27 protein-coding genes are annotated in these 26,193 nt (G+C 70.9%); 17 read left to right on the top strand and 10 right to left on the bottom strand.

Going from position 1 to position 26,193, the window contains the following annotated elements:
* The first annotated feature begins 61 nt into the window (after positions 1–61).
* The 5 genes from sucD (at position 62) to KS03_RS14720 (ending at position 5,815) form a co-directional block, all read left to right on the top strand.
* Positions 62–943, top strand: a complete 882-nt coding sequence (gene sucD, locus KS03_RS14745; RefSeq protein ID WP_015876911.1) for a succinate--CoA ligase subunit alpha — start codon at positions 62–64, stop codon at positions 941–943.
* Between the two features lie 275 nt (positions 944–1,218).
* On the top strand, positions 1,219–1,923 hold the full coding sequence (locus tag KS03_RS14740) for a TerC family protein (RefSeq protein WP_015876910.1): 705 nt from the start codon (positions 1,219–1,221) through the stop codon (positions 1,921–1,923).
* A 175-nt stretch (positions 1,924–2,098) separates the two neighbouring features.
* Positions 2,099–2,707 carry a pilin gene (locus KS03_RS14735; protein WP_015876909.1) on the top strand — a complete coding sequence of 203 codons (609 nt, stop codon included), beginning with the start codon at positions 2,099–2,101 and terminating at the stop codon, positions 2,705–2,707.
* 231 nt (positions 2,708–2,938) lie between these two features.
* Positions 2,939–4,720: a PglL family O-oligosaccharyltransferase gene (locus KS03_RS14730; protein ID WP_035983017.1), complete on the top strand. Its 1,782-nt coding sequence runs from the start codon at positions 2,939–2,941 to the stop codon at positions 4,718–4,720.
* A 732-nt stretch (positions 4,721–5,452) separates the two neighbouring features.
* Positions 5,453–5,815 (top strand): TonB family protein, encoded by a 363-nt coding sequence (locus tag KS03_RS14720; protein ID WP_015876907.1) that lies wholly within the window; start codon positions 5,453–5,455, stop codon positions 5,813–5,815.
* 368 nt (positions 5,816–6,183) lie between these two features.
* On the opposite strand, the gene KS03_RS32170 is transcribed toward KS03_RS14720, so the two are convergent.
* Positions 6,184–6,333, bottom strand: a complete 150-nt coding sequence (locus KS03_RS32170; protein ID WP_017433163.1) for a hypothetical protein — start codon at positions 6,331–6,333, stop codon at positions 6,184–6,186.
* Between KS03_RS32170 and KS03_RS32825 the strand changes: the two genes are divergently transcribed.
* Both KS03_RS32825 and KS03_RS14715 read left to right on the top strand, forming a co-directional pair.
* Positions 6,332–6,496 carry a hypothetical protein gene (locus KS03_RS32825; protein ID WP_017433164.1) on the top strand — a complete coding sequence of 55 codons (165 nt, stop codon included), beginning with the start codon at positions 6,332–6,334 and terminating at the stop codon, positions 6,494–6,496. The genes KS03_RS32170 and KS03_RS32825 overlap by 2 nt on opposite strands.
* Positions 6,497–6,827: 331 nt before the next feature.
* Complete coding sequence (locus tag KS03_RS14715) at positions 6,828–7,955, top strand: porin (RefSeq protein WP_015876906.1); 1,128 nt, start codon at positions 6,828–6,830, stop codon at positions 7,953–7,955.
* A 111-nt stretch (positions 7,956–8,066) separates the two neighbouring features.
* On the opposite strand, the gene moaC is transcribed toward KS03_RS14715, so the two are convergent.
* The gene (gene moaC, locus KS03_RS14710; protein ID WP_035980809.1) at positions 8,067–8,546 is read right to left on the bottom strand and encodes a cyclic pyranopterin monophosphate synthase MoaC; all 480 of its coding nucleotides are present in this window, start codon (positions 8,544–8,546) and stop codon (positions 8,067–8,069) included.
* Between the two features lie 26 nt (positions 8,547–8,572).
* Positions 8,573–8,701, bottom strand: a complete 129-nt coding sequence (locus KS03_RS33075) for a hypothetical protein (protein ID WP_017433166.1) — start codon at positions 8,699–8,701, stop codon at positions 8,573–8,575.
* Here KS03_RS33075 and KS03_RS14705 point away from each other — a divergent pair.
* On the top strand, positions 8,700–10,385 hold the full coding sequence (locus tag KS03_RS14705) for a M48 family metalloprotease (protein ID WP_015876904.1): 1,686 nt from the start codon (positions 8,700–8,702) through the stop codon (positions 10,383–10,385). The genes KS03_RS33075 and KS03_RS14705 overlap by 2 nt on opposite strands.
* 29 nt (positions 10,386–10,414) lie before the next feature.
* On the opposite strand, the gene KS03_RS14700 is transcribed toward KS03_RS14705, so the two are convergent.
* The 5 genes from KS03_RS14700 to KS03_RS14680 form a co-directional block, all read right to left on the bottom strand.
* Entirely contained in the window at positions 10,415–11,020 is a 606-nt protein-coding gene (locus KS03_RS14700) for a DUF2946 family protein (protein ID WP_015876903.1), read from the bottom strand.
* Complete coding sequence (locus KS03_RS14695; RefSeq protein ID WP_045678848.1) at positions 11,013–12,059, bottom strand: hydrolase; 1,047 nt, start codon at positions 12,057–12,059, stop codon at positions 11,013–11,015. Before KS03_RS14695 ends, KS03_RS14700 begins: the two co-directional genes overlap by 8 nt.
* A 16-nt stretch (positions 12,060–12,075) precedes the next feature.
* Positions 12,076–12,522 (bottom strand): nuclear transport factor 2 family protein, encoded by a 447-nt coding sequence (locus KS03_RS14690; RefSeq protein ID WP_015876901.1) that lies wholly within the window; start codon positions 12,520–12,522, stop codon positions 12,076–12,078.
* 92 nt (positions 12,523–12,614) lie between these two features.
* Complete coding sequence (gene waaF, locus KS03_RS14685) at positions 12,615–13,655, bottom strand: lipopolysaccharide heptosyltransferase II (RefSeq protein WP_015876900.1); 1,041 nt, start codon at positions 13,653–13,655, stop codon at positions 12,615–12,617.
* Positions 13,656–13,775: 120 nt separating this feature from the next.
* The gene (locus KS03_RS14680; RefSeq protein WP_015876899.1) at positions 13,776–13,970 is read right to left on the bottom strand and encodes a zinc-finger domain-containing protein; all 195 of its coding nucleotides are present in this window, start codon (positions 13,968–13,970) and stop codon (positions 13,776–13,778) included.
* 315 nt (positions 13,971–14,285) lie between these two features.
* Between KS03_RS14680 and KS03_RS14675 the strand changes: the two genes are divergently transcribed.
* The 9 genes from KS03_RS14675 to KS03_RS14635 all read left to right on the top strand — a co-directional run bounded on the left by KS03_RS14675 (position 14,286) and on the right by KS03_RS14635 (position 23,779).
* The gene (locus KS03_RS14675; RefSeq protein WP_015876898.1) at positions 14,286–15,080 is read left to right on the top strand and encodes an AzlC family ABC transporter permease; all 795 of its coding nucleotides are present in this window, start codon (positions 14,286–14,288) and stop codon (positions 15,078–15,080) included.
* Complete coding sequence (locus tag KS03_RS14670; protein ID WP_015876897.1) at positions 15,077–15,400, top strand: AzlD domain-containing protein; 324 nt, start codon at positions 15,077–15,079, stop codon at positions 15,398–15,400. The genes KS03_RS14675 and KS03_RS14670 overlap by 4 nt, the downstream gene beginning before the upstream one ends.
* Before the next feature lie 230 nt (positions 15,401–15,630).
* Positions 15,631–16,827 (top strand): phosphoglycerate kinase, encoded by a 1,197-nt coding sequence (locus KS03_RS14665; protein WP_015876896.1) that lies wholly within the window; start codon positions 15,631–15,633, stop codon positions 16,825–16,827.
* A 256-nt stretch (positions 16,828–17,083) separates the two neighbouring features.
* On the top strand, positions 17,084–18,520 hold the full coding sequence (pyk, locus tag KS03_RS14660; protein WP_015876895.1) for a pyruvate kinase: 1,437 nt from the start codon (positions 17,084–17,086) through the stop codon (positions 18,518–18,520).
* Positions 18,521–18,789: 269 nt separating this feature from the next.
* Positions 18,790–19,854 (top strand): class II fructose-bisphosphate aldolase, encoded by a 1,065-nt coding sequence (gene fba / locus KS03_RS14655; protein ID WP_015876894.1) that lies wholly within the window; start codon positions 18,790–18,792, stop codon positions 19,852–19,854.
* A gap of 124 nt (positions 19,855–19,978) precedes the next feature.
* Positions 19,979–20,869, top strand: coding sequence for a phosphoribosylaminoimidazolesuccinocarboxamide synthase (locus KS03_RS14650; protein ID WP_017423646.1), 891 nt, complete (start codon positions 19,979–19,981; stop codon positions 20,867–20,869).
* Positions 20,870–20,908: 39 nt separating this feature from the next.
* Entirely contained in the window at positions 20,909–21,427 is a 519-nt protein-coding gene (gene purE / locus KS03_RS14645) for a 5-(carboxyamino)imidazole ribonucleotide mutase (RefSeq protein WP_015876892.1), read from the top strand.
* 65 nt (positions 21,428–21,492) lie between these two features.
* Entirely contained in the window at positions 21,493–22,686 is a 1,194-nt protein-coding gene (locus KS03_RS14640) for a 5-(carboxyamino)imidazole ribonucleotide synthase (RefSeq protein ID WP_015876891.1), read from the top strand.
* A 13-nt stretch (positions 22,687–22,699) separates the two neighbouring features.
* On the top strand, positions 22,700–23,779 hold the full coding sequence (locus KS03_RS14635; protein WP_015876890.1) for an L-threonylcarbamoyladenylate synthase: 1,080 nt from the start codon (positions 22,700–22,702) through the stop codon (positions 23,777–23,779).
* Between the two features lie 123 nt (positions 23,780–23,902).
* Here the strand turns inward: KS03_RS14635 and KS03_RS14630 are convergent, their stop codons facing one another.
* A complete protein-coding gene (locus KS03_RS14630) occupies positions 23,903–25,045 on the bottom strand; it encodes an SGNH/GDSL hydrolase family protein (RefSeq protein WP_015876889.1) in 1,143 nt (380 codons plus the stop codon).
* A 43-nt stretch (positions 25,046–25,088) separates the two neighbouring features.
* A complete protein-coding gene (locus tag KS03_RS14625; protein ID WP_015876888.1) occupies positions 25,089–26,054 on the bottom strand; it encodes a sterol desaturase family protein in 966 nt (321 codons plus the stop codon).
* Positions 26,055–26,193: the final 139 nt, after the last annotated feature.

Genomic DNA, 26,193 nt, shown 5'->3' with positions numbered 1-26,193 from the left:
TTGCATTGAACACGCATGGCGGCGCGCCGGTTCGCGACGCCTATCGAACAGAGGTCAATACATGTCGATTCTGATCAACAAAGACACCAAGGTCATCACGCAGGGCATCACCGGCAAGACGGGCCAGTTCCACACGCGCGCTTGCCGCGAATACGCGAACGGCCGCGAGGCATTCGTCGCGGGCGTGAACCCGAAGAAGGCCGGCGAGGATTTCGAAGGTATTCCGATCTACGCGAGCGTCAAGGAAGCGAAGGCCGAGACCGGTGCGACCGTGTCGGTCATCTACGTGCCGCCGGCAGGCGCGGCAGCGGCCATCTGGGAAGCCGTCGAGGCCGATCTCGATCTCGCGATCTGCATCACGGAAGGCATTCCGGTCCGCGACATGATCGAAGTGAAGGACCGCATGCGCCGCGAAGGCCGCAAGACGCTGCTGCTCGGGCCGAACTGCCCGGGCACGATCACGCCGGACGAGCTGAAGATCGGCATCATGCCGGGTCACATCCACCGCAAGGGCCGCATCGGCGTCGTGTCGCGTTCGGGCACGCTGACGTATGAAGCGGTCGCGCAGCTGACGGCGCTGGGCCTGGGCCAGTCGTCGGCGGTCGGTATCGGCGGCGATCCGATCAACGGCCTCAAGCACATCGACGTGATGAAGATGTTCAACGACGATCCGGAGACGGACGCGGTCGTGATGATCGGCGAAATCGGCGGCCCGGACGAAGCGACGGCGGCCGAGTGGATCAAGGGCAACATGAAGAAGCCGGTGGTCGGCTTCATCGCCGGTGTCACGGCGCCTCCGGGCAAGCGCATGGGCCACGCCGGCGCGCTGATCTCGGGCGGTGCGGATACGGCCGAGGCGAAGCTGGAAATCATGGACGCGTGCGGCATCAAGGTCACGCGCAATCCGTCCGAAATGGGCCGTCTGCTGAAGGCAGCGATCTGAATTTCGGTTGGGGCGTCCCGCCCCGCGGTAAGGAAACGCCGGCTTCGCGCCGGCGTTTTTTTTGCTAGTCTTCACGGACGGCGTGGGCGGCGGCCCGGGTCGGCACTGCGTCGCGCCGCGATGTTCGACCCGCGCCGGCGGCCGCGCCGTCCGGTCTTCGCCGCCGCGACCGCGCCGCGCCTCGAGCGCGCCCGGCTTCGCGCCACGCCCCGCCGCCGGCACCAGCCGTTCGCCCGCGTCTGTTCCCATCTTCTTCTTTGCTGCCATTCCTGCCGATGATCGAATTTCTCGCCACGCTTCATTGGGGCGCCGTCCTGCAGATCGTCGTCATCGATCTGCTGCTCGGCGGCGACAACGCCGTCGTGATCGCACTGGCCTGCCGCAACCTGCCGGACTCGCAACGCCTGCGCGGCGTGATCTGGGGCACCGTGGGGGCGATCGTGCTGCGCGTGGTGTTGATCACGTTCGCGGTGCTGCTGCTCGATATCCCGTTCCTGAAGCTCGCGGGCGGCCTGCTGCTGCTCTGGATCGGCGCGAAGCTGCTGGTGCCCGACGACGCCGCGCACGACGGCATCCAGGGCGCGGACCGGCTGTGGGCCGCGGTGCGCACCATCATCGTGGCCGACGCGGTGATGAGCATCGACAACGTGATCGCGATCGCGGGCGCCGCCGAGCGCGCCGACCCGGAGCATCGGCTCGCGCTCGTGATCTTCGGCCTGGTGGTCAGCATCCCGGTGATCGTCTGGGGCAGCACGCTGGTATTGAAACTGCTCGACCGTTTCCCGGTGATCGTGATGCTCGGCGCGGCGCTGCTCGGCTGGATCGCGGGCGGGCTGATCATCGCCGACCCCGCGCTCGACCGCTGGCCGCAGCTCGACGCGCCCGCCGCCGGATATGGCGCGAGCATCGCCGGGGCGATCCTGGTGGTGGTGGCCGGCATGGCGTGGAAGCGGCGCCGCCGCCCGGCCGGCGCGCATTGAGGGGCGGCCTCGCCGCCTCGGCCCGACGCGGCCGCGGCGGGCGAGGGCGATGCGCGCGTGCTTGCCCCGGCCGCGACCCTGGCCGTCCGGCCGACTGCCCGGCGCGCGACGCGCTGGCTAGGATCGAGGTGCCCGTCCTGTCATCGACGGGCATCGTTCGTTTCCGGAGCCCTGCATGTTCGAAGCCCTGTCCCTTGCTCTCTTTCACCTGTTCTCGCGGCGCCTTCGCGGCATGCGCATGCGCGCGCCGGCCGGCCCCGGCCGGGCACGGCTGCGCGCCTTCACGCTGATCGAGTTGATGATCGTGCTGGCCATCGTCGGCGTGGTCGCGGCCTACGCGATCCCCGCCTACCAAGACTACCTGGCCCGCAGCCGTGTCGGCGAGGGCATCTCGCTCGCCGCCTCTGCGCGGCTCGCGGTGGCGGAGAACGCGGCGAGCGGCGCCGCGTTCGGCAGCGGATACGGGTCGCCGCCCGCCACGCGCAACGTCGAATCGATCACGATCGACGACGACACCGGCCAGATCCGCATCGCCTACACCACGCGCGTCGCGCCGGCCGGCTCCAACACGCTGGTGCTGGTGCCGTCCGCGCCCGACAACGCCGAGGCGCCCACCGGCCGCGTCGCGCTCGCGAAGGGCAGCCTGCAGGCCGGCTCGATCACCTGGGAATGTTTCGCGGCGGGCAAGACGGCCTCGTCGCTGCCGGCACCGGGCGCCGGGCCGATGCCGGCCGACGCGGCGACGCTGGCGGGCCGGCTCGCGCCGCCGGAGTGCCGCACCTAGCGCGGGCCGGCTTTGCCCGACCGCATGCGCGGGGCGGGGCGGTGAGCCGGCAACGCCGCGCGGCCAACGCCCGCCTGGCGCGCGCCAGGCGCGAGCGGGCGCGCCGGCAAACGGGGGCGGACCATCGGCAGACCGGCCGCGGCTGACGATGTGCCGACAGTTGCGCACACGGGCGACTCAGCGCCGGAAATTTTTTGTATAGTGCGCCGGTTGCTGACATCCGGTTCGCTCATGCCCTCATCCGTTCTGCGTTCTCTGGCGCTGATTGCGCTTGCCGTCGCCCTGATCCTGCCCTACGCGGTTACCAACCACACCTATCCGATCCCGACGTTCTATTCCGAATTCACCGCATTCGGCCTCTATGCGTTGCTCGGCGTGCTGGTGGTGCTGCTCGCGCGCGGCGAGCGCGCGGTGCGGCCGTTCGCGGCGCCGCTCGCCTGGGGCGCGCCGCTCGCGTTCGGCGCGGTACTGGTCGTGCAGACGCTGGTGCTGCCGCTGTCGCAGCCGTCCATGAACGGGCTCGCGCTCGGCTACCTGCTCGCCTCGCTGGTGGCGATGCAGTCGGGCTACGTGCTGGGTCGCGTGCTGTCGGTGGAGGCGGTCGCGCGGATGATGGCCGGCGCGCTGATCGTCGGCGGGGTGTTCGCGGTGGGCTGCCAGGTGGTGCAACTGCTCCATCTCGAATCCACGTTCTCGCCGTTCGTGGTCAGCTACGGCGTGCTCGCCGACCGCCGGCCATACGGCAACATGGCGCAGGCGAACCACCTGGCCACCTACATCGCGTTCGCGCTGGCGAGCACGCTCTATCTCGCGCAGGCGCGCCGGCTGCCTGCCTGGGGCTGGCTGCCGCTGTCGATCGTGCTGTCGGCCGGGCTCGCGTTCACGGTGTCGCGCGGGCCGTGGCTGCAGGTGGCGGTGATGGTGGCGGCGGGGCTCTGGACGGCGCTGGCCGCGGCGCGGCGCGGCCAGGGGCGCGGCGCGGCGTGGCTGTATCCGCTCGCGCTGGCGGTGGTGTTCGTCGCGGTGAACGTGGCGGTGCGCTGGGCCAATCTGCACTATCACCTCGGTCTCGCGGAATCGGCCGCCGAGCGCATGCGCGACGCCGGGCAGATCGCGCCGCGCCTCGCGCTCTGGAAGTACGGGCTGACGATGTTCCGTGAGCATCCGTGGCTCGGCGTGGGCTGGGGCGAATTCCCGCTGCATCAGTTCGAGCTGGTGCGCGCGCTCGGCGGCGTCGAGATCGCCAACAACTCGCACGACATCTTCATCGATCTGCTCGCGAAATCGGGCTTGCTAGGCCTTGGCGCGCTGCTCGTCACGCTGCTGCTGTGGTTCGTGCGCGTGCTGCGCGTGCCGCACACCGGCGAGCGGCTCTACGGTCTCGCGCTGCTGGGCGTGCTGCTGATGCATGCGCTCGTCGAGTACCCGCAGCAATACACGTTCTTCACGCTGCCCGCGATGTTCGTGATCGGCCTGCTCGAGACGCGCGCGCTGCGCGCACTGCCGGGGCGGCTCGCCTATGCGGTGTTCGCGATCGTGTCGGTGGCGGCGCTGCTCGCGCTGTATCCGGTGCTGCGCGACTATCAGCGCGCCGAGGTGCTCTATTACGGCACGAACCCGGCCGAGCAGTATCGCGCGGCGCCGGCGTTCCTGTTCGGCGCCTGGGGCGAATACGGCGCGGCGACCCTGATGCCGATCTCGCGCGAGGGCCTGCCGGCCAAGCTGGCCGCACACCAGCGCGCGATCGCGCTGCTGCCGGGCGAGACCGTGCTGCGCCGCTACGCGGTGCTCCAAGCGCTCGACGGGCGCGACGGCGACGCGCTCGACACGGTCGCGCGCCTGCGGATCTTCGCCGAGGAACTGCACGACTGGCCCGCGCAGCTTGCGGCGCTCTACAAGCTCGTCGACGCGCAGCCCACGCTGGGCGCCTTCAAGCAGGCGCTGGTGGCGCGCTACGGCAAGGACGCGGCCGCGCCGGACGACGCTGACGACGGCGACGATTCGGACGACTGACGCACGAGCGCACGAGCGCAGGAGCGCACGCGAGGCCCGGGCCGCCTCGCCGCGGCGTGCCGCGGGGCGTGCGTTCCCGCAGCCGAGCGATGCACCGCACAGGCCCGCAGGACGGGCACCAACTCGGCCTCGCTCCTGCGGCACGGGCTTGCTGCAAAGGCCGTCGATTCCGCCCGCATGACGCGGCGCCGGCGCGGGCGAGCGCGAAGCCACGGCTGTCCTGGCGGCGGCTCGGCAGCCCCGCCGTCCATCGCCGGAGGATCGCGATGCCGCTTCGCACCGGCCGGGCCGTCGCCGCCAGCGTCATGATCGGCCTGCCCGAGCAGCCCGGCGGCGCGATCAAGGCGGCCCGTCGCTGATGCCGGGCTGTCTTCGCGATGCCGCCGGCCTGCCGCAGTTGCGCATCCCGGAGCCGGTGGCTCGCCGGCGGCGCCAGCGCCGAGCAAGGCGTGCCTGCCGGCAATCCCGGCACCGACGCCGGGCTCACGAGCGATGCACGCGGCAGCCTCGATGTCGGCAGCGGCACGAGGCTCGCCTCCTGCGGCCGCGGCATCCGGCCAGCGCTGACGACGCAGATTTGCGACGCCTTGCTGACGCCGGCGAAGCCGATGCGGTAAGCTCGTCGCGCGCCGCTTCCGAACGGCCACACCACGCAGCGAGACCATGCGGGGCCGCCACCATCACGAGCGCGCCCGCGCGACATAAGACATAACTTACGGGGAAGCCTTCCAGATGATTCGCCACGCAAAGCGTTTCGCCTTGCCGCTCCTGGCTGCGCAGCTTGCCGGCTGCGCGACCTTCCAGTCGCACGACAACACGCTGTCGTGCTCGATTCCGGTGGCCGTCTATCCGTCCGATGCGCGTGCGCTCGATCGTCCGCTGACGGTGCTCGTGCGCGCGCTGATCAACACCGCCGGCGAGCCCGAGAACGTGACGATCACCACCAGCAGCCGCAACGCGGCGGCGGACCGGGCCGCCGTGGCGGCGATGTCGCGCGCGCACTGCACGCAGCATGCCGCAGGCAGCGGCCGGCCCGCGCCGTTCACGCTGACGCAGCCGTTCGTGTTCGAGCCGGCCGGCACGCCGGGCAAATGACGCGCCGGCGTCGCGCCGCGATGCCGGCGGGCATCGATGCCTTGCAGCAGTTCACCGACGCAGCCGCCTACCCATCTCGTCGCGTTCGCGCAGGCTGCCGGGCCCTACGGCGGAGCGCTGCAGTGACAAGGACGAACCCGGCGAGCCGGTGCCGAGCCTCGATCACCTGCTGCAACTGCGCGGCGATCTGCTGAAGACGGCCGCGCGCGGCCAGGGGGGATCTCGCGCGTGTTCGGCCAGCCGCCCGAGCCGATCCGGGCCGACCTGCACGTGCCGGACATCCGCAGCGGCTCCGACCGATTCGAATGACGCAACCGGGAGGCTCGCGCGGCGGACTCGTCGCCGGTGAATCAGGAGGAAGGCACGGCCTATTTGCCGAACGGCTGCGCGCTGCCGGAGAGCGACGAATCGGCGAGCACGCAGCAGCGTCCCGATCCGGCCTGCCGATGGTAGGCGCAGGGGAAGTTCGTCGAACTGAAATACGAGCGCGACGCGCGCTCCGCCGATCTGCCGGTCATGCCGGGCGACCAGCTCGATCTGCGGATTCGGTCCGAGGCCGCGTGGCTCGAGACGTTCGGGCCGGCCGACGAAGCGGCGCGGGCCAGCTACGCGAGCGAGATTCCCGCGCTGCTGAGGCAGCGGCACGCGGCCGAGGCGAAGGCGCGGGGGTGCGGAGGCTGACCGACTGGATCGGTCCGGCCATCGCCGGCGTGGCGGTGCCGTGGCAGTGAGGCGGCGAGGGTGCGTGAACCGATTGCGCATCCATGACGGACCGATTGCGGATCGCTGACGGGATGCTTCGTTTTCCCTACGATCACCGCACGCTTGACGGCCTGCCGTTGCGAGGATGGCGCCGCCGGTGCGGGCTGGAAATCCGTCGCCGCGATCCACGTGTCGCGTTGCGGCCACACCGGTAAACGCCGCGAAAGTTTGCCTCTCTACAATCCCCGTCCGCAGTCTTGGTCGCAGCGCACAACATCATCACGAATCAAACGCGCTTTACGGGGATTTCATGAAAATAGCAAAAACACTCGTTCCTGCGGTGCTGGCCGTCGGTGCCGGCATCGCCCATGCACAGAGCAGCGTCACGCTGTACGGGACGATCGACGAAGGCTTCGAGTACGCCAGCAATCTGGGCGGGAAGTCGGCCTACCGGCTGGTGAGCGGCAACCGTCAGCTCGGCGACCGCTGGGGCCTGAAGGGCAGCGAGGACCTCGGCGGCGGCCTGCATGCCGTCTTCCAGCTCGAGAACGGCTTCAACCTCAATAACGGTGCGCTTTCGCAGGGCGGCGAGATGTTCGGTCGCCAGGCCTTCGTCGGCCTGGCCTCGGAGCGCCTCGGCACGCTGACGCTGGGCCGCCAGTACGATTCCGTGGCCGACTACGTCGCGCCGCTGAGCGCGGCCGGCAGCTGGGGCGGGTCGTTGTTCTCGCACCCGTTCGACGCCGACAATCTCGACGAGACGTTCCGCATCAACAACGCGATCAAGTACGCGAGCCCGGAATACGCGGGGCTGCAGTTCGGCGGCCTGTACGGCTTCAGCAACCAGGCCGGCGGCTTCACGTCGAACCGCGCCTGGAGCGCGGGCGCGCGCTACCGCCTCGGCTCGCTGGTGGCGGCGGCGGCGTTCCTGAATGTCGACGGCGAGGATCGGAACACCAGCGGCGCCGCGGTGGGGACGCCCTACGAGGCGGCCAGGCAGACCGTGGCGGCCGCGGGCCTCGGCTATGCGTTCGGGGCGGCGACCTTCGGTTTGGTCTACACGCATACGAACCTCGACGGCGCGCCGAGAACCACCTTCCTGCGTCACGTGCGATTCGACAACCTCGAGTTCAACGCGAAATACGACCTCACGCCGGCGTGGTATCTGGCGATGATGTACCTGTACACCAGCTCGTCGATTCGGATCGACGGCCTGAAGCGGGACCCGTCGGTTCGCGTCACGGCGCCGCTCAACAGCCCCCATTACAACGAGCTCGGGGTGACGGTGGGCTACCACCTGTCGCGGCGCACCGAGATCTATCTGCAGGGTCTCTATCAGCACGCCTCGGGCAATCAGAATGCGTCGATCGGCGCGCTCGAGGAGTCGTCCACGGGTAACCAGACCGTCGCCCGCGTGGGTATCCGTACCGCGTTCTGAGGTGGCGCCGGCGGGGCGGAGCGGGTATTTCCGCTTGCGGCGGCGGGTTGCGCCGGATGGTGCGGGGGCCCGCCCGCCAGCCCTGCGCATCGGCGCGAAGCCGCCGGCGGCTCAGCCCTCCGCCTTCCACTCCCCCGACTTCCCGCCTTTCTTCTCCACCACCCGCACGTCGGTGATGGTCATCCCGCGATCCACCGCCTTGCACATGTCGTAGACGGTCAGCAGCCCGACCTGCACGGCCGTCAGCGCCTCCATCTCCACCCCGGTCCGGCCCAGCGTCTCGACCTGCGCGGTACACCGCACGCCCGGCAGCGCCTCGTCGAACTCGAAATCGACCGTCACGCGCGTGAGCGCGAGCGGGTGGCAGAGCGGGATCAGGTCCGCCGTGCGCTTCGCGCCCTGGATCGCCGCGATCCGCGCCACGCCGATCACGTCGCCCTTCTTGGCGCGGCCGTCGCGGATCAGCGCGAGCGTGTCGGGCAGCATCCGGATCATGCCGCGTGCCACGGCCACGCGGCGCGTTTCCTGTTTGTCGCCGACGTCCACCATATGCGCGTGGCCTGCCGCGTCGAAGTGAGTCAGTCCTGACATGATGCGCTCCTGAAGATGGGCGCCCATCATAGCAGCGCGCCGCCCCAGTACAATGAGCGCGATTCGCCCGGCGTGGATTCCGGGGCGCGCCGCGCGCCGCCGTCGAATCGCGTCGCGGGCCGCCCGTCGCCTCCGCCGCGTTCGATGTCATCCATGCGTCCGAAATCCCTGCTCGCCGTGTCGCTGTCGCTCGCCCTCGCGCTGCCGCCGGGCAGCCGCGCGCAGTCGTCGCCCACGCCGCCGCTGCCGCGCGTTCTCGACGCCATTTCCACGGCCCCCGAGATTCCGCCCGAGATCGCGCCGGGCGTGTTCGGCACCTACGGCGGCGAGCATGCCCGGCTCGCGGGCACGCCCGGCGCGGCGGCGCCGAGCCTGCGCGGGCCGCTGCACAACCCGCAGCTGCCCGACCTCGGCGACGGCTCGGGCGGCGCGCTGACGCCGCAGGCCGAGCGCCGTCTCGGCGAGCGCGTGATGCGCGAGATCCGGCGCGACCCCGACTATCTCGACGACTGGCTCGCGCGCGACTACCTCAACGCGGTCGCGGCGAAACTGTCGGCGGCGGCGGCCGCGCAGTTCATCGGCGGCGATCGTCCCGATTTCGACCTGTTCCCGATGCGCGATGCGCAGATCAACGCCTTCTCGCTGCCGGGCGGCTTCATCGGCGTGAACACCGGCCTCGTGATCGTGACGCGCACCGAGTCCGAGCTGGCCTCGGTGCTCGGCCACGAAATGGGCCACGTGCTGCAGCGGCACATCGCGCGCATGCTCGGCGCGAGCGAGAAGACGGGCTACGCGGCGCTCGCGGCGATGCTGCTCGGGGTGCTGGCCGGCGTGCTCGCGCGCAGCGGCGATCTGGGCAGCGCGATCGCGGTGGGCGGCCAGGCCTACGCGGTTGACAACCAGCTGCGCTTCTCGCGCGGCGCCGAGCGCGAGGCGGATCGCGTGGGCTTCCAACTGCTCGCGGGCGCCGGCTTCGATCCGTATGGCATGCCCGGCTTCTTCGAGCGCCTGGAGCGCGCGTCGATGGGCGACGCGGGCGTGCCCGAATACGCGCGCACCCATCCGCTCACCATCGACCGGATCGCCGACATGGAGGCACGCGCGCGCCGCGCGCCGTACCGCCAGCCGCGCCAGTCGAGCGAATACGGCTTCGTGCGCGCACGGCTGCGGGTGCTGCAGCTGCGCGCGCCGTCCGACATCGCCGACGAGGTGCGGCGCATGCGCGGCGAGATCGACGACCGGCTCGCGCCGAACGTGGCGGCCAACTGGTACGGCATCGCGCTCGGCGAGATGCTGCTCGGCCGCTATCCGGAGGCGGATGCGGCGCTCGCGGCCGCGCGCGGGCGTTTCGAACGGTTCGAGGCCGACCAGGGCGCGCTCCCCGCCAGCTCGCCGAGCCTCGACGTGCTGGCGGCCGACATCGCGCGCCGCGCCGGCCGCGCCGCCGACGCGGTGCGGCTCGCGGCGGCGGCGCAGCAGCGCTGGCTGGCCTCGCACGCGGCGATCGCGATGCATCTGGAGGCGCTGCTCGCGGCGAAGCGCTTCGGCCAGGCGCAGGCGCTCGCGCAGGAGCAGGCCCAGGCGGACCCGCGCCAGCCCGACTGGTGGCGCTATCTCGCGCAGGCGGCGCAGGGCAGCGGCGATGCGATCATGCGGCGCCGCGCGCTGGCCGAGCAGCTCGCGCTCGGCGGCGCGTGGCCGTCGGCGATCCGTCAGCTGCAGGAGGCGCGTGACGACAAGTCGGTCAGCTTCTACGAGCAGTCGATCATCACCGCGCGGCTGCACGACTTCGAGGCGCGCTACCAGGAGGAGCAGGCCGACCGGGACGAGCGCGGCTAGGGCCAGGGCCGGCCTGCGGCGGCGCGGCGTCAGCCGCCGGCCGTGCCCGCCGCGCCGGCGCCGCCCGCCCGCGCCGCCGGGCTGGCGACGAACGCGAAGCGTGCCGGCACGTCGTCGCGGCGGATCGCACCGAGCGCGAGATCGGCACCGGGCCGCCAGTGGAAGCGGCCGCCCGCGCCGTCCTCGTCGAGCGTGGCGTGGTCGGCGAACAGGTCGAGGTCGTGGTCGTGCAGCACGGCCACGCGCGGCGGCGCGCCCGCATCGGAGAACAGCACGCCGCCGGCGTCGTCGAGCCAGGCGGCCGCCGGCTCGAACGGCGCGCCGGCCTGGTCGGTCAGCGTCAGCGCGCCGTCCGCGCCGGTGGCGAGCCGCACCACCCACGGCGTGTAGGCGAGCTCCACGTAGACGCGCTGCGGCCCGTTCTGGAAGAACCACTGGCCGGCCTCGTCGCGCGCGTAGTTGCGCGTGATGAACGCGATCAGCGCGGCGTGCCGGATCGGCGAGCCGGGCGCGCCGGCTGCCTGGGCGGCCTCGTCGCGCATGCGCCAGGCGCCGCGCCGGTCGAGCTGCAGCCAGCCGGTGCAGTGCGGTACGTTCGGCCATTTGGCGAGGGCCTGGCGGACGATTTCATCCATGTCGGGTCGGCGCCGCAGGCGCGAAGCGGGAAATGAAACGGAACACGCGCAGCGGCATCCAGTCGTCGTGCCCGGGGAACGGGCCGGTCATGAAGCCGACGTGGCCGCCGTGCGCGGGCTGGTCCAGTTCGACGGCCGGCGCCACGTCGGCCGGCCCCGGCAGCGCCGAGGCGGGCAGGAACGGGTCGTTGCGCGCGTTGAGCAGCAGGGTCGGGATCTCGATGGCGCGCAGCAGCGGGCGCGTGGTGGCGCGGGTCCAGTAGTCGTCGGCGCTCGCGAAGCCGTGCAGCGGCGCGGTGACGATGTCGTCGAATTCGTGCATGGTGCGCGCGGCCAGCATCCGGCGCGCGTCGAACAGGTCCGGATGCTGGACCAGCTTGGCCGAGGCCTTGATCTTCAGGGTCTTCAGGAACGAGCGCGTGTAGACCATGGAGAAGCCCTGCGAGATCGCGCGGCCGCCGGCATGGACGTCGAGCGGCGTCGACACGGCCGCCGCCGCCGTGACGATCGAGCGATCGCCGCGCCGCTCGCCGAGCCAGTGCAGCAGCACGTTGCCGCCGAGCGAGACGCCGACCGCGAACACCGGGCCGCGGCGGCCGGCGGCGAGCCGGCGCAGGATCCAGTCCACCTCGGCGCCGTCGGCCAGGTGATAGAAGCGCGGCAGCCGGTTCAGCTCGCCGCTGCAGCTGCGGAAATGCGGCACCACGCCGTGCCAGCCGCGCTCGCGCGCGGCGGCCATCAGCAGCAGCGCGTAGCGCGAATCCGAGTTGCCCTCGAGACCGTGGAACACCACCATCAGCGGCGCGTCGGGCGCCGGTTCGGCGCCGGCCGGATGGGCCAGCCAGTCGAGATCGATGAAGTCGCCGTCGGGCGTGTCCCAGCGTTCGCGCCGATAGGCCACGGCAGGCCGGCGCCCGAACAGGGCCGGGAAGATGGTCTGCGCGTGGCTGTTGGGCAGCCAGCGCGGCGCGCGGTAGCGCGCCGCGCCGGCCGGCTCTTCGGGCCCGGCCAGCGGCGAGGGCGGGGAGGCGGAGGACATCGCGCGGGCGCCTCGCTCAGTGCAGCGGGCCCTGGCCGTGACGGATCTTGGCGGCGAACTGGGTGGCCGCCTGCTCCGGGATCGGGCTCGCATGGATGTGGGCGATCCGCCATTCGCCGCGCTCGTGGATCATCACGTAGGTCGCGAACACCATGCCCGGATCGGCGGCCGGGTCCGCGTACTGGTGCGCCTCGGCCACCGTGTAGACCACCGTGCCGAGGCTGTCGTAGACGCGGATGTCGAGCGGCTCGATCGTGACCGGCTGCGACGAGAGGCGTTGCCCGAAGCCGCTGCGGATCTGTTCGAGGCCGTGCAGATGCGCACCGTCGGACCAGATGCAGCTCGCGAAATCCTCGTCGATCCACAGGACCATCAGGGCGTCGAGGTTCGCGTCGGCGACCGCCTGGTAGTAGGCGTTCAGCGTATCGGCGGCAGCTTCGAAGAGGCGGGCAAAACGTGGCATCGGGTTTGTCTCTTGCGCTTGCGCGCTGTTACGGGGCAGCGGCCGCGAGGCCGCCAGCGTCAGTCATGCGTCGAGGTCGGATACCGGGGCCGTCAGCGCTGCGCCACGAGCATCCCGCGCAGATCGGCGAATACCTGCTCCGGACTCAGCTCGCGCAGGCAGTTCAGATGGCCGAGCGGGCATTCTCGCTGGAAACAGGGACTGCATTCGAGATGCAGCCATTGTACCTTTGCCAGATCGGACAGCGGCGGGGTGTGGCGCGGATCCGTCGAGCCGTACAGCGCGACGAGCGGCCGGCGCAGCGCGGCGGCCACGTGCATCAGCCCGGAATCGTTGGTGACCACCGCGTTGGCGCGCGCGATCAGCGCGCAGGCCTCGGTGAGCGAGGTCTGGCCGCACAGGTTGCGCACGCCCGGCGCCTGGTCGGCGATCGCCTGGGCGGCCGGGGCGTCCTTCGGCGAGCCGAGCGCGATGATCTGCGTGTAAGGGAACGATTGGCCGACGATCCGCGCGAGCGCCGCGAAATGCTCGGGCGGCCAGCGCTTGGCGGGGCCGTATTCGGCGCCGGGGCAGAACACGATCAGCGGCTTGCGCGTATCGAGGTGAAAGCGCGCCGAGACGCGCGCGGCCTCGTTGAGATCCGAATCGAGCCGCGGCATCGGCAGCGCCTGGAGCGTCTCGTCGAGCCGCACGCCGGGCTTGTAGGCGAGCGCGGCATAGAACGGCACCATCGGCGGGCGCGCGTCGCGCGCCTTCGGCGGATTGGCATGGCGCACGTTGAGCAGCGCGTAGCGCGACTCGCCGGTGTAGCCGATGCGCAGCGGGATGCCGGCGAGCCACGGGATCAGCGCCGACTTCAGCGAGTTCGGCAGCACGTAGGCGGCGTCGTAGCCCACCTCGCGCAGGTCGCTCGCGAGTTGCCAGCGGCGCAGCATCTGCAGCTTGCCGTGGGCCAGGTCGGTGGCGTGCACCTCCTGGATCTCGGGCATCCGTTCGAGCACCGGCGCGACCCAGCCGGGCGCCAGCGCGTCGATTTTGAGGCGCGGATGCAGTTTCTTGAGCAGCGCGAAAAGCGGCTGCGCCATCAATGCGTCACCGATCCAATTCGGTGCGATTACCAACGCGCGACGCATCAGGTCGATATCCGGTGTCGTGATGAAACGCGGCGCCGTGGCGCCGCGCTCGGGTGGGCGGGACGAGTGAGACGAGGGGCGGCCCGGGCGGCGCGCCGGGTTCGGCGGGGCCGGCGGCCCTCAATGGCCGTGGACCACCTCGCCGTCGCGCAGCTTGTAGCGCGTGCCGCAGTAGGGGCAGCGCGCCTCGCCGTGCGTGACGTCGATGAACACGCGCGGATGGGCGCTCCAGCGCGCCATCGCCGGGTTCGGGCAGTACGCCGGCAGATCCTTTGCCGACAGTTCGACGAGCGGTCGTTCCTTGATTTCACTCATGGCGGTCTCTTGTTGCGGTAAAGGGGGAACGGCGCGCGCCGCCTGGCGAATCACGGGCCTGGTCAGGCGTGCCGTCGTTGCCCGACACGATAGCGAAAAAACCCCGCGCGCGGCAGGCCATCGTCCGAGCAGTCGGGCCGCACCGTTGCGCCGGGCCGCGCCGGTCGGGCATTTTAGCGTCTTTTAGCGCCTCGACGGTTCGCTCGGGCGGGGTCCGGCGCTATAATCCTGCGGTCGTTCCACAAAAGCACCACGGCAGACAACGCGGTCCGCGCGCCAGCCCGCCCCCATTGCGCCGCCGCCCGGCGCCGTTCCATGCTCGCTCGCCTGTCCCCCACCGATCGCCACGCCTGCCTGCAGGCGGCGCGCGACTATGCGCCGACGCTGACGGCGATACTGTCGTGGGGATTCGTTACCGGGATCGCGATGAGCCAGTCGGTGATGACGACCGGGCAGGCGGTCTGGATGTCGCTGCTCGTCTACGGCGGCTCGTCCCAGCTCGCGGTGCTGCCGCTGATGGCGGCCAAATTGCCGCTCTGGACCCTCCTGCTAACGGCCGCGATGGTCAACCTGCGCTTCGTGATCTTCAGCGCCGGCCTCGCGCCGCACTTCTGCTACCTGCCGATGTGGCGCCGCATCCTGATCGGCTATTTCAACGGCGACGTCATCTACCTGATATTCGTCAAGCAGGGTTTCGCGACCGGCCGCGTGCCGGGCAAGGAAGCCTACTTCTGGGGCATGGCGCTGCTCAGCTGGGTGTCGTGGCAGGCTTCGTCGCTGGCCGGCATCGCGCTGGCGAGCGTGGTGCCGGCCAGCTGGGGGCTGGGTCTGGCCGGCACGCTCGCGCTGCTGCCGATCATGGTGTCGGCGGTGGCGAACCGCTCCACGCTCGCGGCGGTGGCGGTGGCCGGCGTGGTCGCGCTGCTGGCGCTCGACCTGCCTTACCGGCTCGGGCTGCCGCTCGCGGTGTTCGCCGCGCTCGCGGCCGGCACGCTGGCCGACACCTTCGTCGAGCGCGCCGACTGGCGCCGGCTGCGTGCCCGGGTGCGCAGCCGCGACGCGGTCGATCCGGCCGCGGCCGCGAGCGACGGCGAAGGAGGCCGGCGGTGAGCGGCGCGCAGGTCTGGTGGCTGATCGCGGGCATGACGCTGGTCACCGCGCTCACCCGCGCGCTGTTCCTGATCGGCGGCGCGCGCACCGTCCTGCCCGCGCGCGCCCAGCGCGCGCTGCGCTACGCGCCGGCCGCGGCACTCGCCGCGGTGGTGCTGCCGGACCTGCTCGACACCCCGGCGGGGCTCTCGTTCTCGCTCGCCAACCACGATTTCTACGCGGCCGCGGCCGGCCTCGGCTGGTTTCTCTGGCGCCGCAGCATGCTCGGCACGATCGTCGTCGGCATGCTGGTGTCCACCGCCCTGCGTCTGATGATTTGACCGCGCCGCACCGCGCGTGGCGGCCTGCTGCCAGGCCGCGGCGCCGGGCGCGGCCAAATAGAGGGAATTCGCCCTGCGTCACGGCAGGCCGCCGGACGGATCGGCTAGAATGGCCCTTTCCGGAGATCTCGAACGTGTCGCACGGCCCAGCCCGGCCGTCCGGCGCCCCCGTCGGCAGCCCGCGCGCGAGGTTTCAGCACCGCCTTCCTCATCAACCTTCAATCAGTCCCATGAGCCAAGTAAAGCGTCTTACCGACCTGATCGCCGAAGGCAAAGTCTCCGGCCAACGCGTGTTCATCCGCGCCGATCTGAACGTGCCGCAGGACGACCACGGCAACATCACCGAGGACACGCGCGTGCGCGCCTCGGTGCCGGCGATCAAGGCGGCGCTCGACGCGGGCGCGGCGGTGATGGTCACCTCGCACCTGGGCCGTCCGACGGAAGGCGAGCTCAAGCCCGAGGATTCGCTCGCGCCGGTGGCCCGGCGCCTCGCCGAGCTGCTCGGCCGCGACGTGCCGCTGGTGTCGAACTGGGTCGAGAACGGCGTGAACGTGACGCCGGGCAACGTCGTGCTGCTCGAGAACTGCCGCGTGAACAAGGGCGAGAAGAAGAACGACGACGCGCTCGCGCAGAAGATGGCCAAGCTCTGCGACATCTACGTCAACGACGCGTTCGGCACCGCGCACCGCGCCGAGGCCACCACCCACGGCATCGCCAAATATGCCGGCATCGCCTGCGCGGGCCCGCTGCTCGCCGCCGAGCTCGACGCGCTCGGCAAGGCGCTCGGCAATCCGAAGCGGCCGCTGGTGGCGATCGTCGCCGGCTCGAAGGTGTCCACCAAGCTGACCATCCTGAAGTCGCTGGCCGAGAAGGTCGACCAGCTGATCGTCGGCGGCGGCATCGCCAACACCTTCATGCTCGCCGCCGGCCTCACGATCGGCAAGTCGCTGGCCGAGCCGGACCTCGTCGACGAGGCGCGGACCATCATCGACGAGGCCCGCAAGCGCGGCGCATCGGTGCCGATCCCGTCGGACGTGGTCACGGCCAAGCAATTCGCCGCCACCGCCCAGGCCACCGTCAAGCAAGTCGGCGAGATCGAGGCGGACGACCTGATCCTCGACATCGGCCCGGAAACGGCCAAGGCGCTCGCCGGCCAGCTCGAGAAGGCCGGCACCATCGTCTGGAACGGGCCGGTCGGCGTGTTCGAGTTCGACCAGTTCGGCAACGGCACCAAGACGCTCGCCGAGGCGATCGCGAATTCGCCGGCGTTCTCGATCGCCGGCGGCGGCGACACGCTCGCCGCGATCGCCAAGTACGGCATCCACGACAAGGTCAGCTATATCTCCACCGGCGGCGGCGCGTTCCTCGAGTTCCTCGAGGGCAAGACGCTGCCGGCCGTGGAGGTGCTGGAAACGCGCGGCGCCTGAGATGGCGCGAGGCCGCGCGGCAGCAAGCCGGAAGGCGGCGGGGGCGGCGCGCTCGCGCCCCGGACCGCGCGCCGGCGCCCGGCCGGAGCGCGTCGCCCCCGCCCGCCCGGCCATCATGATGACGGACAGCCAGAACAAAGCGACGCCGGCCGAAGCCGGCGCGCGCACCGGAGCACCGGCCGCTGGGCCCGGCGGCTCCGGCTCTCGCAGCAGTATCTCCAGCGCTTCCTCCACCCAGACCATCATGAGGAGTTTCATGCTTCGCGCCACCAAGATAGTCGCCACGATCGGCCCGGCTTCCAGTTCGCCCGAGATTCTGCTGCAGATGATTCAGGCGGGCCTCGACGTCGTGCGGCTCAACTTTTCGCACGGCACCGCCGACGACCACCGCCAGCGCGCCGAGATGGTCCGCGAGGCCGCGCGCAAGGTCGGCCGGGAAATCGCGATCATGGCGGACCTGCAGGGCCCGAAGATCCGCGTCGGCCGGTTCGAGAACGGCAGGACCACGCTCGCGCCGGGGCAGCCGTTCATCCTCGACGCCACCTGCGAACTCGGCAACGACGAGCGCGTCGGCCTCGACTACAAGGACCTGCCGCGCGACCTGAAGGCGGGCGACGTGCTGCTGCTCAACGACGGCCTGATCGTGCTGACCGTCGAGCGCGTGCTCGGCGACGAGATCCACACCATCGTCAAGGTGGGCGGCGAGCTCTCGAACAACAAGGGCATCAACCGGCAGGGCGGCGGGCTGTCGGCGCCGGCGCTGACCGCGAAGGACATGGAGGACATCCGCACGGCGATGTCGCTCGGCGCGGACCTGGTGGCGGTGTCGTTCCCGAAGAACGCCACCGACATGGAAATGGCGCGCCAGCTCGCGAACATCGCGGGCGCGCCCTACGGCATCAAGCCGAAGATGATCGCGAAGATCGAGCGCGCCGAGGCGATCCCGGCGCTGCAGGACATCCTCGACGCCTCGGACGGCATCATGGTGGCGCGCGGCGACCTGGCCGTCGAAGTCGGCAACGCGGCCGTGCCGGCGCTGCAAAAGCGCATGATCCGCATGGCGCGCGAGTCGAACAAGCTGGTGATCACGGCCACCCAGATGATGGAATCGATGATCCACGCGCCGGTGCCCACCCGCGCCGAGGTGTCGGACGTCGCCAACGCCGTGCTCGACGGCACCGACGCCGTGATGCTGTCGGCCGAATCGGCCGCGGGCAAGTACCCGGTCGTGACGATCGAGACCATGGCCGCGATCTGCGTCGAGGCCGAGAAGTCCGAGCAGGTCGAGCTCGACCGCGATTTCCTCGACCGCACCTTCACGCGCATCGACCAGTCGATCGCGATGGGGGCGCTCTTCACCGCCTACCACCTCGGCGCCAAGGCGATCATCGCGCTGACCGAGTCGGGCTCGACCGCGCTCTGGATGTCGCGCCACTACACGCACGTGCCGATCTTCGCGCTGACGCCGCGGGTGGGCAGCGAGCGCACCATGGCGCTGTTCCGCAACGTCACGCCGCTGCACGTCGATTTCAACAGCGACCGCGATTCGGCGATGCAGGCCGCCATCGAGATCGTGATGCGGCAGGGCTACGTGGGGCTCGGCGACATGGTGGTGCTCACCGTCGGCGAACCGATGGGCCAGGCGGGCGGTACCAATACGCTCAAGATCGTGCGCGTCGGCGAGACGTTCTGATCGATCTGTCCCGATATTTCGGGCCATAAAAGCCGCGCGGGGTCGAACGCCCCGCGCGGCTTTTTTCGCATTTTTGCCGCGATGGCCGGCACGGAATTCGTAACAAATTGCTGAAACGCGCGGCAATCTGGGCAGGGGCCCGGCGGCTTCGCGATAAAATGTCGCTCATTCGACGCTCGGCCGCGCCGCGCCCGCCCCGTGTTCTCGTCCGGAGCCGGCATGTCGCCGCCGCCCAAAGCGCACCGGTTTTCATTAGACGGAGTACCACAATGCCTCTCGTATCAATGCGTCAACTGCTGGATCACGCGGCAGAGCATGGCTATGGCCTGCCGGCATTCAACGTGAACAACCTGGAGCAGGTGCAGGCGATCATGGCGGCGGCCGACCAGGTCGGCGCGCCGGTGATCATGCAGGCGTCGGCCGGCGCCCGGAAGTACGCAGGCGAGGCGTTCCTGCGCCATCTGATCGAATCGGCGGTCGAGTCGTATCCGCACATTCCGGTCGTGATGCACCAGGATCACGGCCAGTCGCCGGCGGTCTGCCTCGCGGCGATCCGCAGCGGCTTCTCGAGCGTGATGATGGACGGCTCGCTGGAGGCCGACGGCAAGTCGGTGGCGTCGTATGAATACAACGTCGACGTGTCGCGCAAGGTCGTCGAGATGGCCCACGCGATCGGCGTGACGGTGGAGGCCGAACTCGGCGTGCTCGGTTCGCTCGAGACCATGAAGGGCGACAAGGAAGACGGCCACGGCGCCGACGGCACCATGACGCGCGAGCAGCTGCTGACGGACCCCGAGCAGGCCGCCGACTTCGTCAGGGAGACGCAGTGCGACGCGCTGGCGATCGCGATCGGCACCTCGCATGGCGCCTACAAGTTCTCGAAGAAGCCCACCGGCGATATCCTCTCGATCGAGCGGATCAAGGAGATCCACGCGCGCATCCCGAACACGCACCTCGTGATGCACGGTTCGTCGTCGGTGCCGCAGGAACTGCTGGCCGAGATCCGCGAGTTCGGCGGCGACATGAAGGAAACCTACGGCGTGCCGGTCGAGGAAATCCAGGAAGGCATCAAGCACGGCGTGCGCAAGATCAACATCGATACCGACCTGCGTCTGGCGATCACGGGCGCGATCCGTCGCTACCTGTTCGAGAACCCGTCGAAGTTCGATCCGCGCGACTATCTGAAGCCGGCCCGCGAGGCCGCCAAGCAGGTCTGCGTGGCGCGCTACCTCGCGTTCGGCTGCGAAGGCCAGGCCGCGAAGATCAAGCCGGTGCCGCTCGACAAGATGGCCGAGCGCTACAAGGCGGGCGAACTGGCCCAGCTCGTGCGCTAACATAGCTGCCGCGGCCGCCCGGTGCGCCGGGCGGCTGTCGGCCGGAGGCCTCGCCGCCGTTCCCGCCTGTCGAAGGGGAACGGCGTTTCCCTTTTGTTTGGCTCACATTTTCTTCGATACGACGATGTCTACCCTTTACGAATCCACGCTCCGTTCGCTGCCGCTCCTCGGTCGCGGCAAGGTCCGCGACAACTACGCGGTCGGCACCGACAAGCTCCTGATCGTGACGAGCGACCGGCTCTCGGCGTTCGACGTGGTGATGGGCGAGCCGATTCCGAACAAGGGGCGCGTGCTGAACCAGATGGCCAATTTCTGGTTCGAGAAGCTCTCGCACATCGTGCCGAACCACCTCACCGGCGACGCGCCGGAGGCGGTGGTGGCGGCCGACGAGGTCGAGCAGGTGAAGGGCCGCGCGGTGGTGGTCAAGCGCCTCGAGCCGATCCTCGTCGAGGCGGTGGTGCGCGGCTATCTGGCCGGCAGCGGCTGGAAGGACTACCAGGCCACCGGCGCGGTGTGCGGCGTCGAGCTGCCGCCGGGCCTGCAGAACGCGCAGAAGCTGCCCGAACCGATCTTCACGCCGGCCGCCAAGGCCGAGCTGGGCCACCACGACGAAAACATCAGCTACGACGAATGCGAGCGCCGCATCGGCACCGAGCTGACCGCCACGATCCGCGACATCTCGATCCGCCTCTACAAGGAAGCGGCCGACTACGCGGCCACCCGCGGCATCATCATCGCCGACACCAAGTTCGAGTTCGGCCTCGACCAGCACGGCAAGCTCTACCTGATGGACGAGGCGCTGACGGCCGATTCGTCGCGCTTCTGGCCGGCCGACCAGTACCAGGTCGGCACCAACCCGCCGTCGTTCGACAAGCAGTACGTGCGCGACTGGCTCGAAACCCAGGACTGGCCGAAGGCGCCGCCCGCGCCGAAGCTGCCCGACGAAGTGATCGCGCGCACCAGCGCGAAGTATCAGGAAGCGCTCGAGCGCATCACGGGCCGCCCGCTCGTCTGAGCGCGCCGCCCCCCGCGGATAACGAAGGAAACGCCGTACATGAGTGAAGTCCAGACCGCCCACACGCACAGCGCGCCGCTCGTCGGCGTGCTGATGGGCTCCAGTTCCGATTGGGACGTGATGCAGCACGCCGTCGTGATCCTGCAGGCGTTCGACGTGCCCTATGAAGCGAAGGTCGTGTCCGCGCACCGGATGCCCGACGAGATGTTCGCGTATGCCGAAGGGGCGCGCGAGCGCGGGCTGCGCGCGATCATCGCCGGCGCGGGCGGCGCGGCGCACCTGCCCGGCATGCTGGCCGCGAAGACCACGGTGCCGGTGCTCGGCGTGCCGGTGGCGAGCAAGTACCTGAAGGGCGTCGATTCGCTGCACTCGATCGTGCAGATGCCCAAGGGCGTGCCGGTGGCCACCTTCGCGATCGGCGAGGCGGGCGCGGCCAATGCCGGCCTGTTCGCCGTGTCGCTGCTGGCCGGCACCTCGGTCGATTACGCGAACCGGCTCGCTGCGTTCCGCGTGCGCCAGAACGAAGCCGCGCATGCGATGGTGCTGCCGCCGCTGTAAGCGGCGCGGCTCCCGAAGTCCCACGGCGGCGCGCCCGACGGCGCCCGCCGCGCTCGATCACTGACATGACTGCACACTCCACTCCGGTTTCACCGATCCTGCCCGGCGCCTGGCTCGGCATGGTCGGCGGCGGCCAGCTCGGCCGCATGTTCTGCTTCGCGGCGCAGGCGATGGGCTATCGCGTCGCCGTGCTCGATCCCGACGCGGCAAGCCCCGCCGGCTCGGTGGCCGACCGCCACCTGCGCGCGGCCTACGACGACGAGGCGGCGCTCGCCGAACTCGCCGCGCTGTGCGCGGCCGTGTCGACCGAATTCGAAAACGTGCCGGCCGCGAGCCTCGAGTTCCTGGCCCGCACCACCTTCGTCGCGCCGGCCGGGCGCTGCGTGGCGATCGCGCAGGACCGGATCGCCGAGAAGCGCTTCATCGCTGGCTCGGGCGTGCCGGTCGCGCCGCACGTCGTGATCGAATCGGCCGACGCGCTGGCCGCGCTTGGCGACGCCGAGCTCGACGCGGTGCTGCCCGGCATCCTGAAGACGGCGCGCCTGGGCTACGACGGCAAGGGCCAGGTGCGCGTGGCGACGGCCGCCGAGGTGCGCGCCGCGTTCGCCTCGCTGCGCGGCGTGCCGTGCGTGCTGGAGAAGCGCCTGGCGCTCAAGTACGAAGTGTCGGCGCTGATCGCGCGCGGCGTCGACGGCCGCTCGGCCGCGTTCCCGCTCGCGCAGAACACGCATCATCAAGGCATCCTGTCGCTGACGGTGGTGCCGGCGCCGGCCGCCGACGCCGCGCTGGCCGCCGCCGCGCAGCAGGCCGCGGTGCGGATCGCCGATTCGCTCGACTATGTCGGCGTGCTCTGCGTCGAGTTCTTCGTGCTGGAGGACGGCAGCCTGGTCGCCAATGAGATGGCGCCGCGCCCGCACAACTCCGGCCACTACACGGTCGATGCCTGTTCGGCCAGCCAGTTCGAGCAGCAGGTGCGCGCGATGACGCGGCTGCCGCTCGGCAACCCGCGCCAGCATTCGCCGGCGGCGATGCTGAACGTGCTCGGCGACATCTGGTTCGCCGACGGCGCGAGCGAGGCGGTCACGCCGCCGTGGGAGCGCGTGGCGGCGATGCCGGCCGCGCACCTGCACCTGTACGGCAAGCAAGAGGCGCGCGTGGGCCGCAAGATGGGCCACGTGAACTTCACCGCCGAGACGCTCGACGCGGCGCTCGAGGCCGCGCACGACTGCGCGCGGCTGCTGCGCGTGCCGCTCGACTGAGGGGCGCGCCACGATGACTTCCGACGCCCGCCCGACGCCCGCCGGCAGCGCGCCCGACGCATCCGGCCCGCACGGCGTGCCGGCCGCGCGGATCGACGAGGCCGCGGCGCGGCTCGCCGCCGGCGAGCTCGTCGCGTTTCCGACCGAAACCGTCTACGGCCTCGGCGGCGACGCCGAGTCGCCGCAGGCGGTCGCGCGCATCTACGCGGCCAAGGGCCGGCCGGCGAATCATCCGGTGATCGTGCACCTGCCGCCGGGCGGCGATCCGGGCTACTGGGTGCCGGCGCTGCCCGCCGACGCACGCCGGCTGATCGAGGCGTTCTGGCCCGGGCCGCTCACCTTGATCCTGAAGCGCGCCGCGCACATCCCCGACGCGGTCAGCGGCGGGCAGGACTCGGTGGGGCTGCGCTGCCCCTCGCATCCGGTCGCGCAGGCGCTGCTCGCGGCCTTCAGCGCGCGGCGCGCCGGCCACGGCGGCGTCGCCGCGCCGTCCGCGAACCGCTTCGGCCACGTCAGTCCGACCACCGCGCAGCACGTGCGCGACGAGTTCGGCGACGCGGTCCACGTGCTCGACGGCGGCGCCGCCGAGGTCGGCATCGAATCGACGATCCTCGATCTGTCGCGCGGCTTCCCGGCGCTGCTGCGGCCCGGCCACGTCACGCCGCAGCAGATCGCCGAGGTGCTCGGCACCCTGCCGCGCCTGCCGGACGGCGGCGACCCCGGCGCGCCGCGCGCCTCCGGCACGCTGAAGGCGCACTACGCGCCGCGCACGCCGCTCGTGCTGCTGCCGTTCGGGCGGCTCGCGCCGCTGCTCGAGGCGGCCGCGGCGGCCGGCGAGCCGGTCGCGCTGGTGGCGCGCGCCTCCAGCGCCGGCGCCTGGGCCGCGGCGCCCGGCGTGCATTTCGTGGCCGCGCCCGAGGATCCGCAGGCCTATGCGCGCGAACTCTACGGCCTGCTGCGTGCGCTCGATCGCGCGAGCGTGACGCGGATTCTGGTCGAGCAACTGCCCGGCACGCCCGAGTGGGCCGCCGTCAACGACCGGCTCGGCCGTGCCGCCGCGGCGTTCGAACACGGTGCCGGCACCGGCCGCTGAAGCGCGGCGTACCCGATTCAGCGGCGAGCGGGCCGCCGGGCGCTCCGGCGGTCCATGAAACAACGCCCGGCGCAAGCGCCGGGCGTTGTCGTCTGCGGCGCCCGGCGGCGCCGATTTCGCTGCTTACTTCGGCGCCCCCACGCCGGAGGCCGTGATCTGCTGCTCGACGAACTGCGCGAACAGCGCATGCAGGCGCGTGCTCGGATGGACCGAGTCGGCGAACATGTAGGTCTGGTCGGCGTTGGGGGCCGTGTAGGTCTGCGGCGAGCAGAACAACGACGAGGCGAACGCGCTCGCCTGCGCCACGCCGGCCTTCGCGGCGGCGGTGGCCATCGCGGTGAGGTTGCAGGCGGTGCCGGTGTTGCCGACCGAGAAGCCGTTGGCCGCCAAGTTCGCGCCGATGCCGTCCTGCCACGTGAAGGTGTCCATCAGCTTGACCTTCGTGGTGTCGACGTTCAGCGCCGTCAGCGTGCCCGCCAGCGTCTTGTTGAAGAGGCCCGAGAGCTGCGTGAGCGCGGCCGCCGTGGCCGCGCCGCCCGCCACCGCGAGCGGCGTGGTGCCGATGTCGGGCATGTTCGATACGAACACGTGGGTCGCGCCCGAGGCGGCGATCTTCGCGATGATCCCGCCCAGCTGCTGCGCGGCGAGGCCCACCGCCTGGGCCGCCGCGAGCTGCGCGGCCGGCGTGCCGCCCGCCGCCTGCGCGATCTGCGCCTGCAGCAGGATGTCGTTGGCGCCGCCGTTGACGAGCACGATCTGGTTCGCGTTGAAGCTGCCGTACTGCTGCAGGTACTGCTGGACCTGGGTCGAGATCGGCGTGGTGGTGGCCTGCGCGTAATCGGCGTTCGCCACCGACGCGTCGGCGTGGCCGATGCCGGGCTGCTGCGTCACGCGCGAGCCGCCCTGCGCGTAGCCGAGGCCGCCCGTGGCCTGCAGCGGCACGCCGAACCCGCCTTCATAGGCCGGCTTGAGCGTGTCGCCGTAGAACTCGGCCACCTTCTGGGTCCAGACTTCGCCCGGATTGGTGGTGAAGCGCCCGCCGCCGAATCCGAGCAGGATCTGCGGCGAGTAGGTGCCGACGTCGGACAGGCTGTCGCCGAACGACACGACCTGCATCTTCACGCTGGCCGTCTGGGTGGGCGCGGCGTTGTCGTCACCGCCGCCGCAGGCGGCGAGCAGCGCAAACACGGCACTCGCGATTGCCAGCTGCGCCGTGCGCTTCAGGCGGCCCGGCTGGCGGGGCGTGGCGGTGGGGGTCGGCTTCATGCGTTCATCTCCTCGTATAGATATATGGCCAGACTGCTTGGTGTTACGCGTCGTCGGACGCGTGAGGCCCGATGTCCGGCGGCACGGCGGCGTGCCGTCTCGTGCCTTCCGGCCCCCGTCGGGCCGCGGCGGCCGCGGTGGGCGGCGCGCCGGTAACCTGCGCATGATAAGCGCTTGCCCACTCGGGCGCTCCGAAAATCGCGCGCCACTTGTTGCGCGCGCCGGCCGCCGAGATCGCGTCGGCCGCCATCGAGCGCCATTCGTGGAACGTCGCGGCGAGCGGATTGTGCGTGTTCAGCGGCTCGACGATGCCGTAGACGGGCGGGTCGCGCGGATCCTCCTCCGCATAGCTGCCGAACAGCCGGTCCCAGATCACCAGCACACCCGCGTAGTTGCGGTCGATGTAGCGCGGGTTGCGCGCGTGGTGCGCGCGATGGATCGACGGCGTGTTCAGGAAGGTTTCGAGCCAGCCGAGCTTCGGCACCGTCTGGGTGTGTACAAAGAACTGGAAGGCCAGATTGATCAGGACGACGCCCACGATCTGCTGCGGTGCAAAACCGAGGAACGCGAGCGGCAGCCAGAACAGCCACATGCCGGCCACCGGATACATCAGGCTCTGGCGGAACGCGGTCGAGAAGTTGAGCCGCTCGGACGAGTGGTGGACCACGTGCGCGGCCCACAGCCAGCGCACCCGGTGGCTCGCGCGGTGGAAGCCGTAATAGAGCAGGTCCTGCGCGACGAACAGGACCAGGAACGGCAGCCAGCCCGCGGGCCAGGTGTGGATGCGGTAGTGGTCGTAGCAGTAGGCGTAGATCGGGAGCACCACCAGCCAGGCGAGCTTGTCGGCGCCCTGGTGCATCAGCGCGAGCGCCGCGTTGCAGAGCGTGTCGCGCCAGCCGTAGACGGCGTCCTGCGGGCGTGTGCGCGCCAGGTGCCACGCTTCCCAGCCGATGCAGAGCAGGAATACGGGCGCCAGCGCGAGCAACAGCAATTCGACGTCGAATTGCATGGTGGTCTCCCCCTCTTCGAGTCTGGTCAGCCATCGCCCCGGCTCGTTCATGGCCGGCCGGGTGGGATGCAGAGGCCAAGCGTACGCAATCGCCGCCGGCGGCGCGACAAGTTCCGTAGAGGGAGTGTTCGGGGCAGGG

This window comes from Burkholderia glumae LMG 2196 = ATCC 33617, from assembly GCF_000960995.1.
Taxonomy (GTDB): Bacteria; Pseudomonadota; Gammaproteobacteria; order Burkholderiales; family Burkholderiaceae; genus Burkholderia; species Burkholderia glumae.
Note: the sequence above shows the minus strand (reverse complement) of the source record. Positions and strands in the feature narration are given on the sequence as shown.

What these genes read in the sequence shown, in the direction of transcription:
- KS03_RS14715 (WP_015876906.1), top strand. Translation starts at nt 6,828, where the DNA reads ATGAAAATAGCAAAAACACTCGTTCCTGCGGTGCTGGCCGTCGGTGCC.
- KS03_RS14690 (WP_015876901.1), bottom strand. Translation starts at nt 12,522, where the DNA reads ATGCCACGTTTTGCCCGCCTCTTCGAAGCTGCCGCCGATACGCTGAAC.
- moaC (WP_035980809.1), bottom strand. Translation starts at nt 8,546, where the DNA reads ATGTCAGGACTGACTCACTTCGACGCGGCAGGCCACGCGCATATGGTG.
- KS03_RS14695 (WP_045678848.1), bottom strand. Translation starts at nt 12,059, where the DNA reads ATGTCCTCCGCCTCCCCGCCCTCGCCGCTGGCCGGGCCCGAAGAGCCG.
- KS03_RS14700 (WP_015876903.1), bottom strand. Translation starts at nt 11,020, where the DNA reads ATGGATGAAATCGTCCGCCAGGCCCTCGCCAAATGGCCGAACGTACCG.
- KS03_RS14650 (WP_017423646.1), top strand. Translation starts at nt 19,979, where the DNA reads ATGTCTACCCTTTACGAATCCACGCTCCGTTCGCTGCCGCTCCTCGGT.
- KS03_RS33075 (WP_017433166.1), bottom strand. Translation starts at nt 8,701, where the DNA reads ATGGATGACATCGAACGCGGCGGAGGCGACGGGCGGCCCGCGACGCGA.
- KS03_RS14675 (WP_015876898.1), top strand. Translation starts at nt 14,286, where the DNA reads ATGCTCGCTCGCCTGTCCCCCACCGATCGCCACGCCTGCCTGCAGGCG.
- KS03_RS14630 (WP_015876889.1), bottom strand. Translation starts at nt 25,045, where the DNA reads ATGAAGCCGACCCCCACCGCCACGCCCCGCCAGCCGGGCCGCCTGAAG.
- pyk (WP_015876895.1), top strand. Translation starts at nt 17,084, where the DNA reads ATGCTTCGCGCCACCAAGATAGTCGCCACGATCGGCCCGGCTTCCAGT.
- KS03_RS14625 (WP_015876888.1), bottom strand. Translation starts at nt 26,054, where the DNA reads ATGCAATTCGACGTCGAATTGCTGTTGCTCGCGCTGGCGCCCGTATTC.
- KS03_RS14740 (WP_015876910.1), top strand. Translation starts at nt 1,219, where the DNA reads ATGATCGAATTTCTCGCCACGCTTCATTGGGGCGCCGTCCTGCAGATC.
- KS03_RS14705 (WP_015876904.1), top strand. Translation starts at nt 8,700, where the DNA reads ATGCGTCCGAAATCCCTGCTCGCCGTGTCGCTGTCGCTCGCCCTCGCG.
- purE (WP_015876892.1), top strand. Translation starts at nt 20,909, where the DNA reads ATGAGTGAAGTCCAGACCGCCCACACGCACAGCGCGCCGCTCGTCGGC.
- KS03_RS14680 (WP_015876899.1), bottom strand. Translation starts at nt 13,970, where the DNA reads ATGAGTGAAATCAAGGAACGACCGCTCGTCGAACTGTCGGCAAAGGAT.
- KS03_RS14720 (WP_015876907.1), top strand. Translation starts at nt 5,453, where the DNA reads ATGATTCGCCACGCAAAGCGTTTCGCCTTGCCGCTCCTGGCTGCGCAG.
- KS03_RS32825 (WP_017433164.1), top strand. Translation starts at nt 6,332, where the DNA reads ATGCCGGGCGACCAGCTCGATCTGCGGATTCGGTCCGAGGCCGCGTGG.
- KS03_RS14730 (WP_035983017.1), top strand. Translation starts at nt 2,939, where the DNA reads ATGCCCTCATCCGTTCTGCGTTCTCTGGCGCTGATTGCGCTTGCCGTC.
- KS03_RS14635 (WP_015876890.1), top strand. Translation starts at nt 22,700, where the DNA reads ATGACTTCCGACGCCCGCCCGACGCCCGCCGGCAGCGCGCCCGACGCA.
- fba (WP_015876894.1), top strand. Translation starts at nt 18,790, where the DNA reads ATGCCTCTCGTATCAATGCGTCAACTGCTGGATCACGCGGCAGAGCAT.
- KS03_RS14735 (WP_015876909.1), top strand. Translation starts at nt 2,099, where the DNA reads ATGTTCGAAGCCCTGTCCCTTGCTCTCTTTCACCTGTTCTCGCGGCGC.
- KS03_RS14640 (WP_015876891.1), top strand. Translation starts at nt 21,493, where the DNA reads ATGACTGCACACTCCACTCCGGTTTCACCGATCCTGCCCGGCGCCTGG.
- KS03_RS14665 (WP_015876896.1), top strand. Translation starts at nt 15,631, where the DNA reads ATGAGCCAAGTAAAGCGTCTTACCGACCTGATCGCCGAAGGCAAAGTC.
- sucD (WP_015876911.1), top strand. Translation starts at nt 62, where the DNA reads ATGTCGATTCTGATCAACAAAGACACCAAGGTCATCACGCAGGGCATC.
- waaF (WP_015876900.1), bottom strand. Translation starts at nt 13,655, where the DNA reads ATGCGTCGCGCGTTGGTAATCGCACCGAATTGGATCGGTGACGCATTG.
- KS03_RS32170 (WP_017433163.1), bottom strand. Translation starts at nt 6,333, where the DNA reads ATGACCGGCAGATCGGCGGAGCGCGCGTCGCGCTCGTATTTCAGTTCG.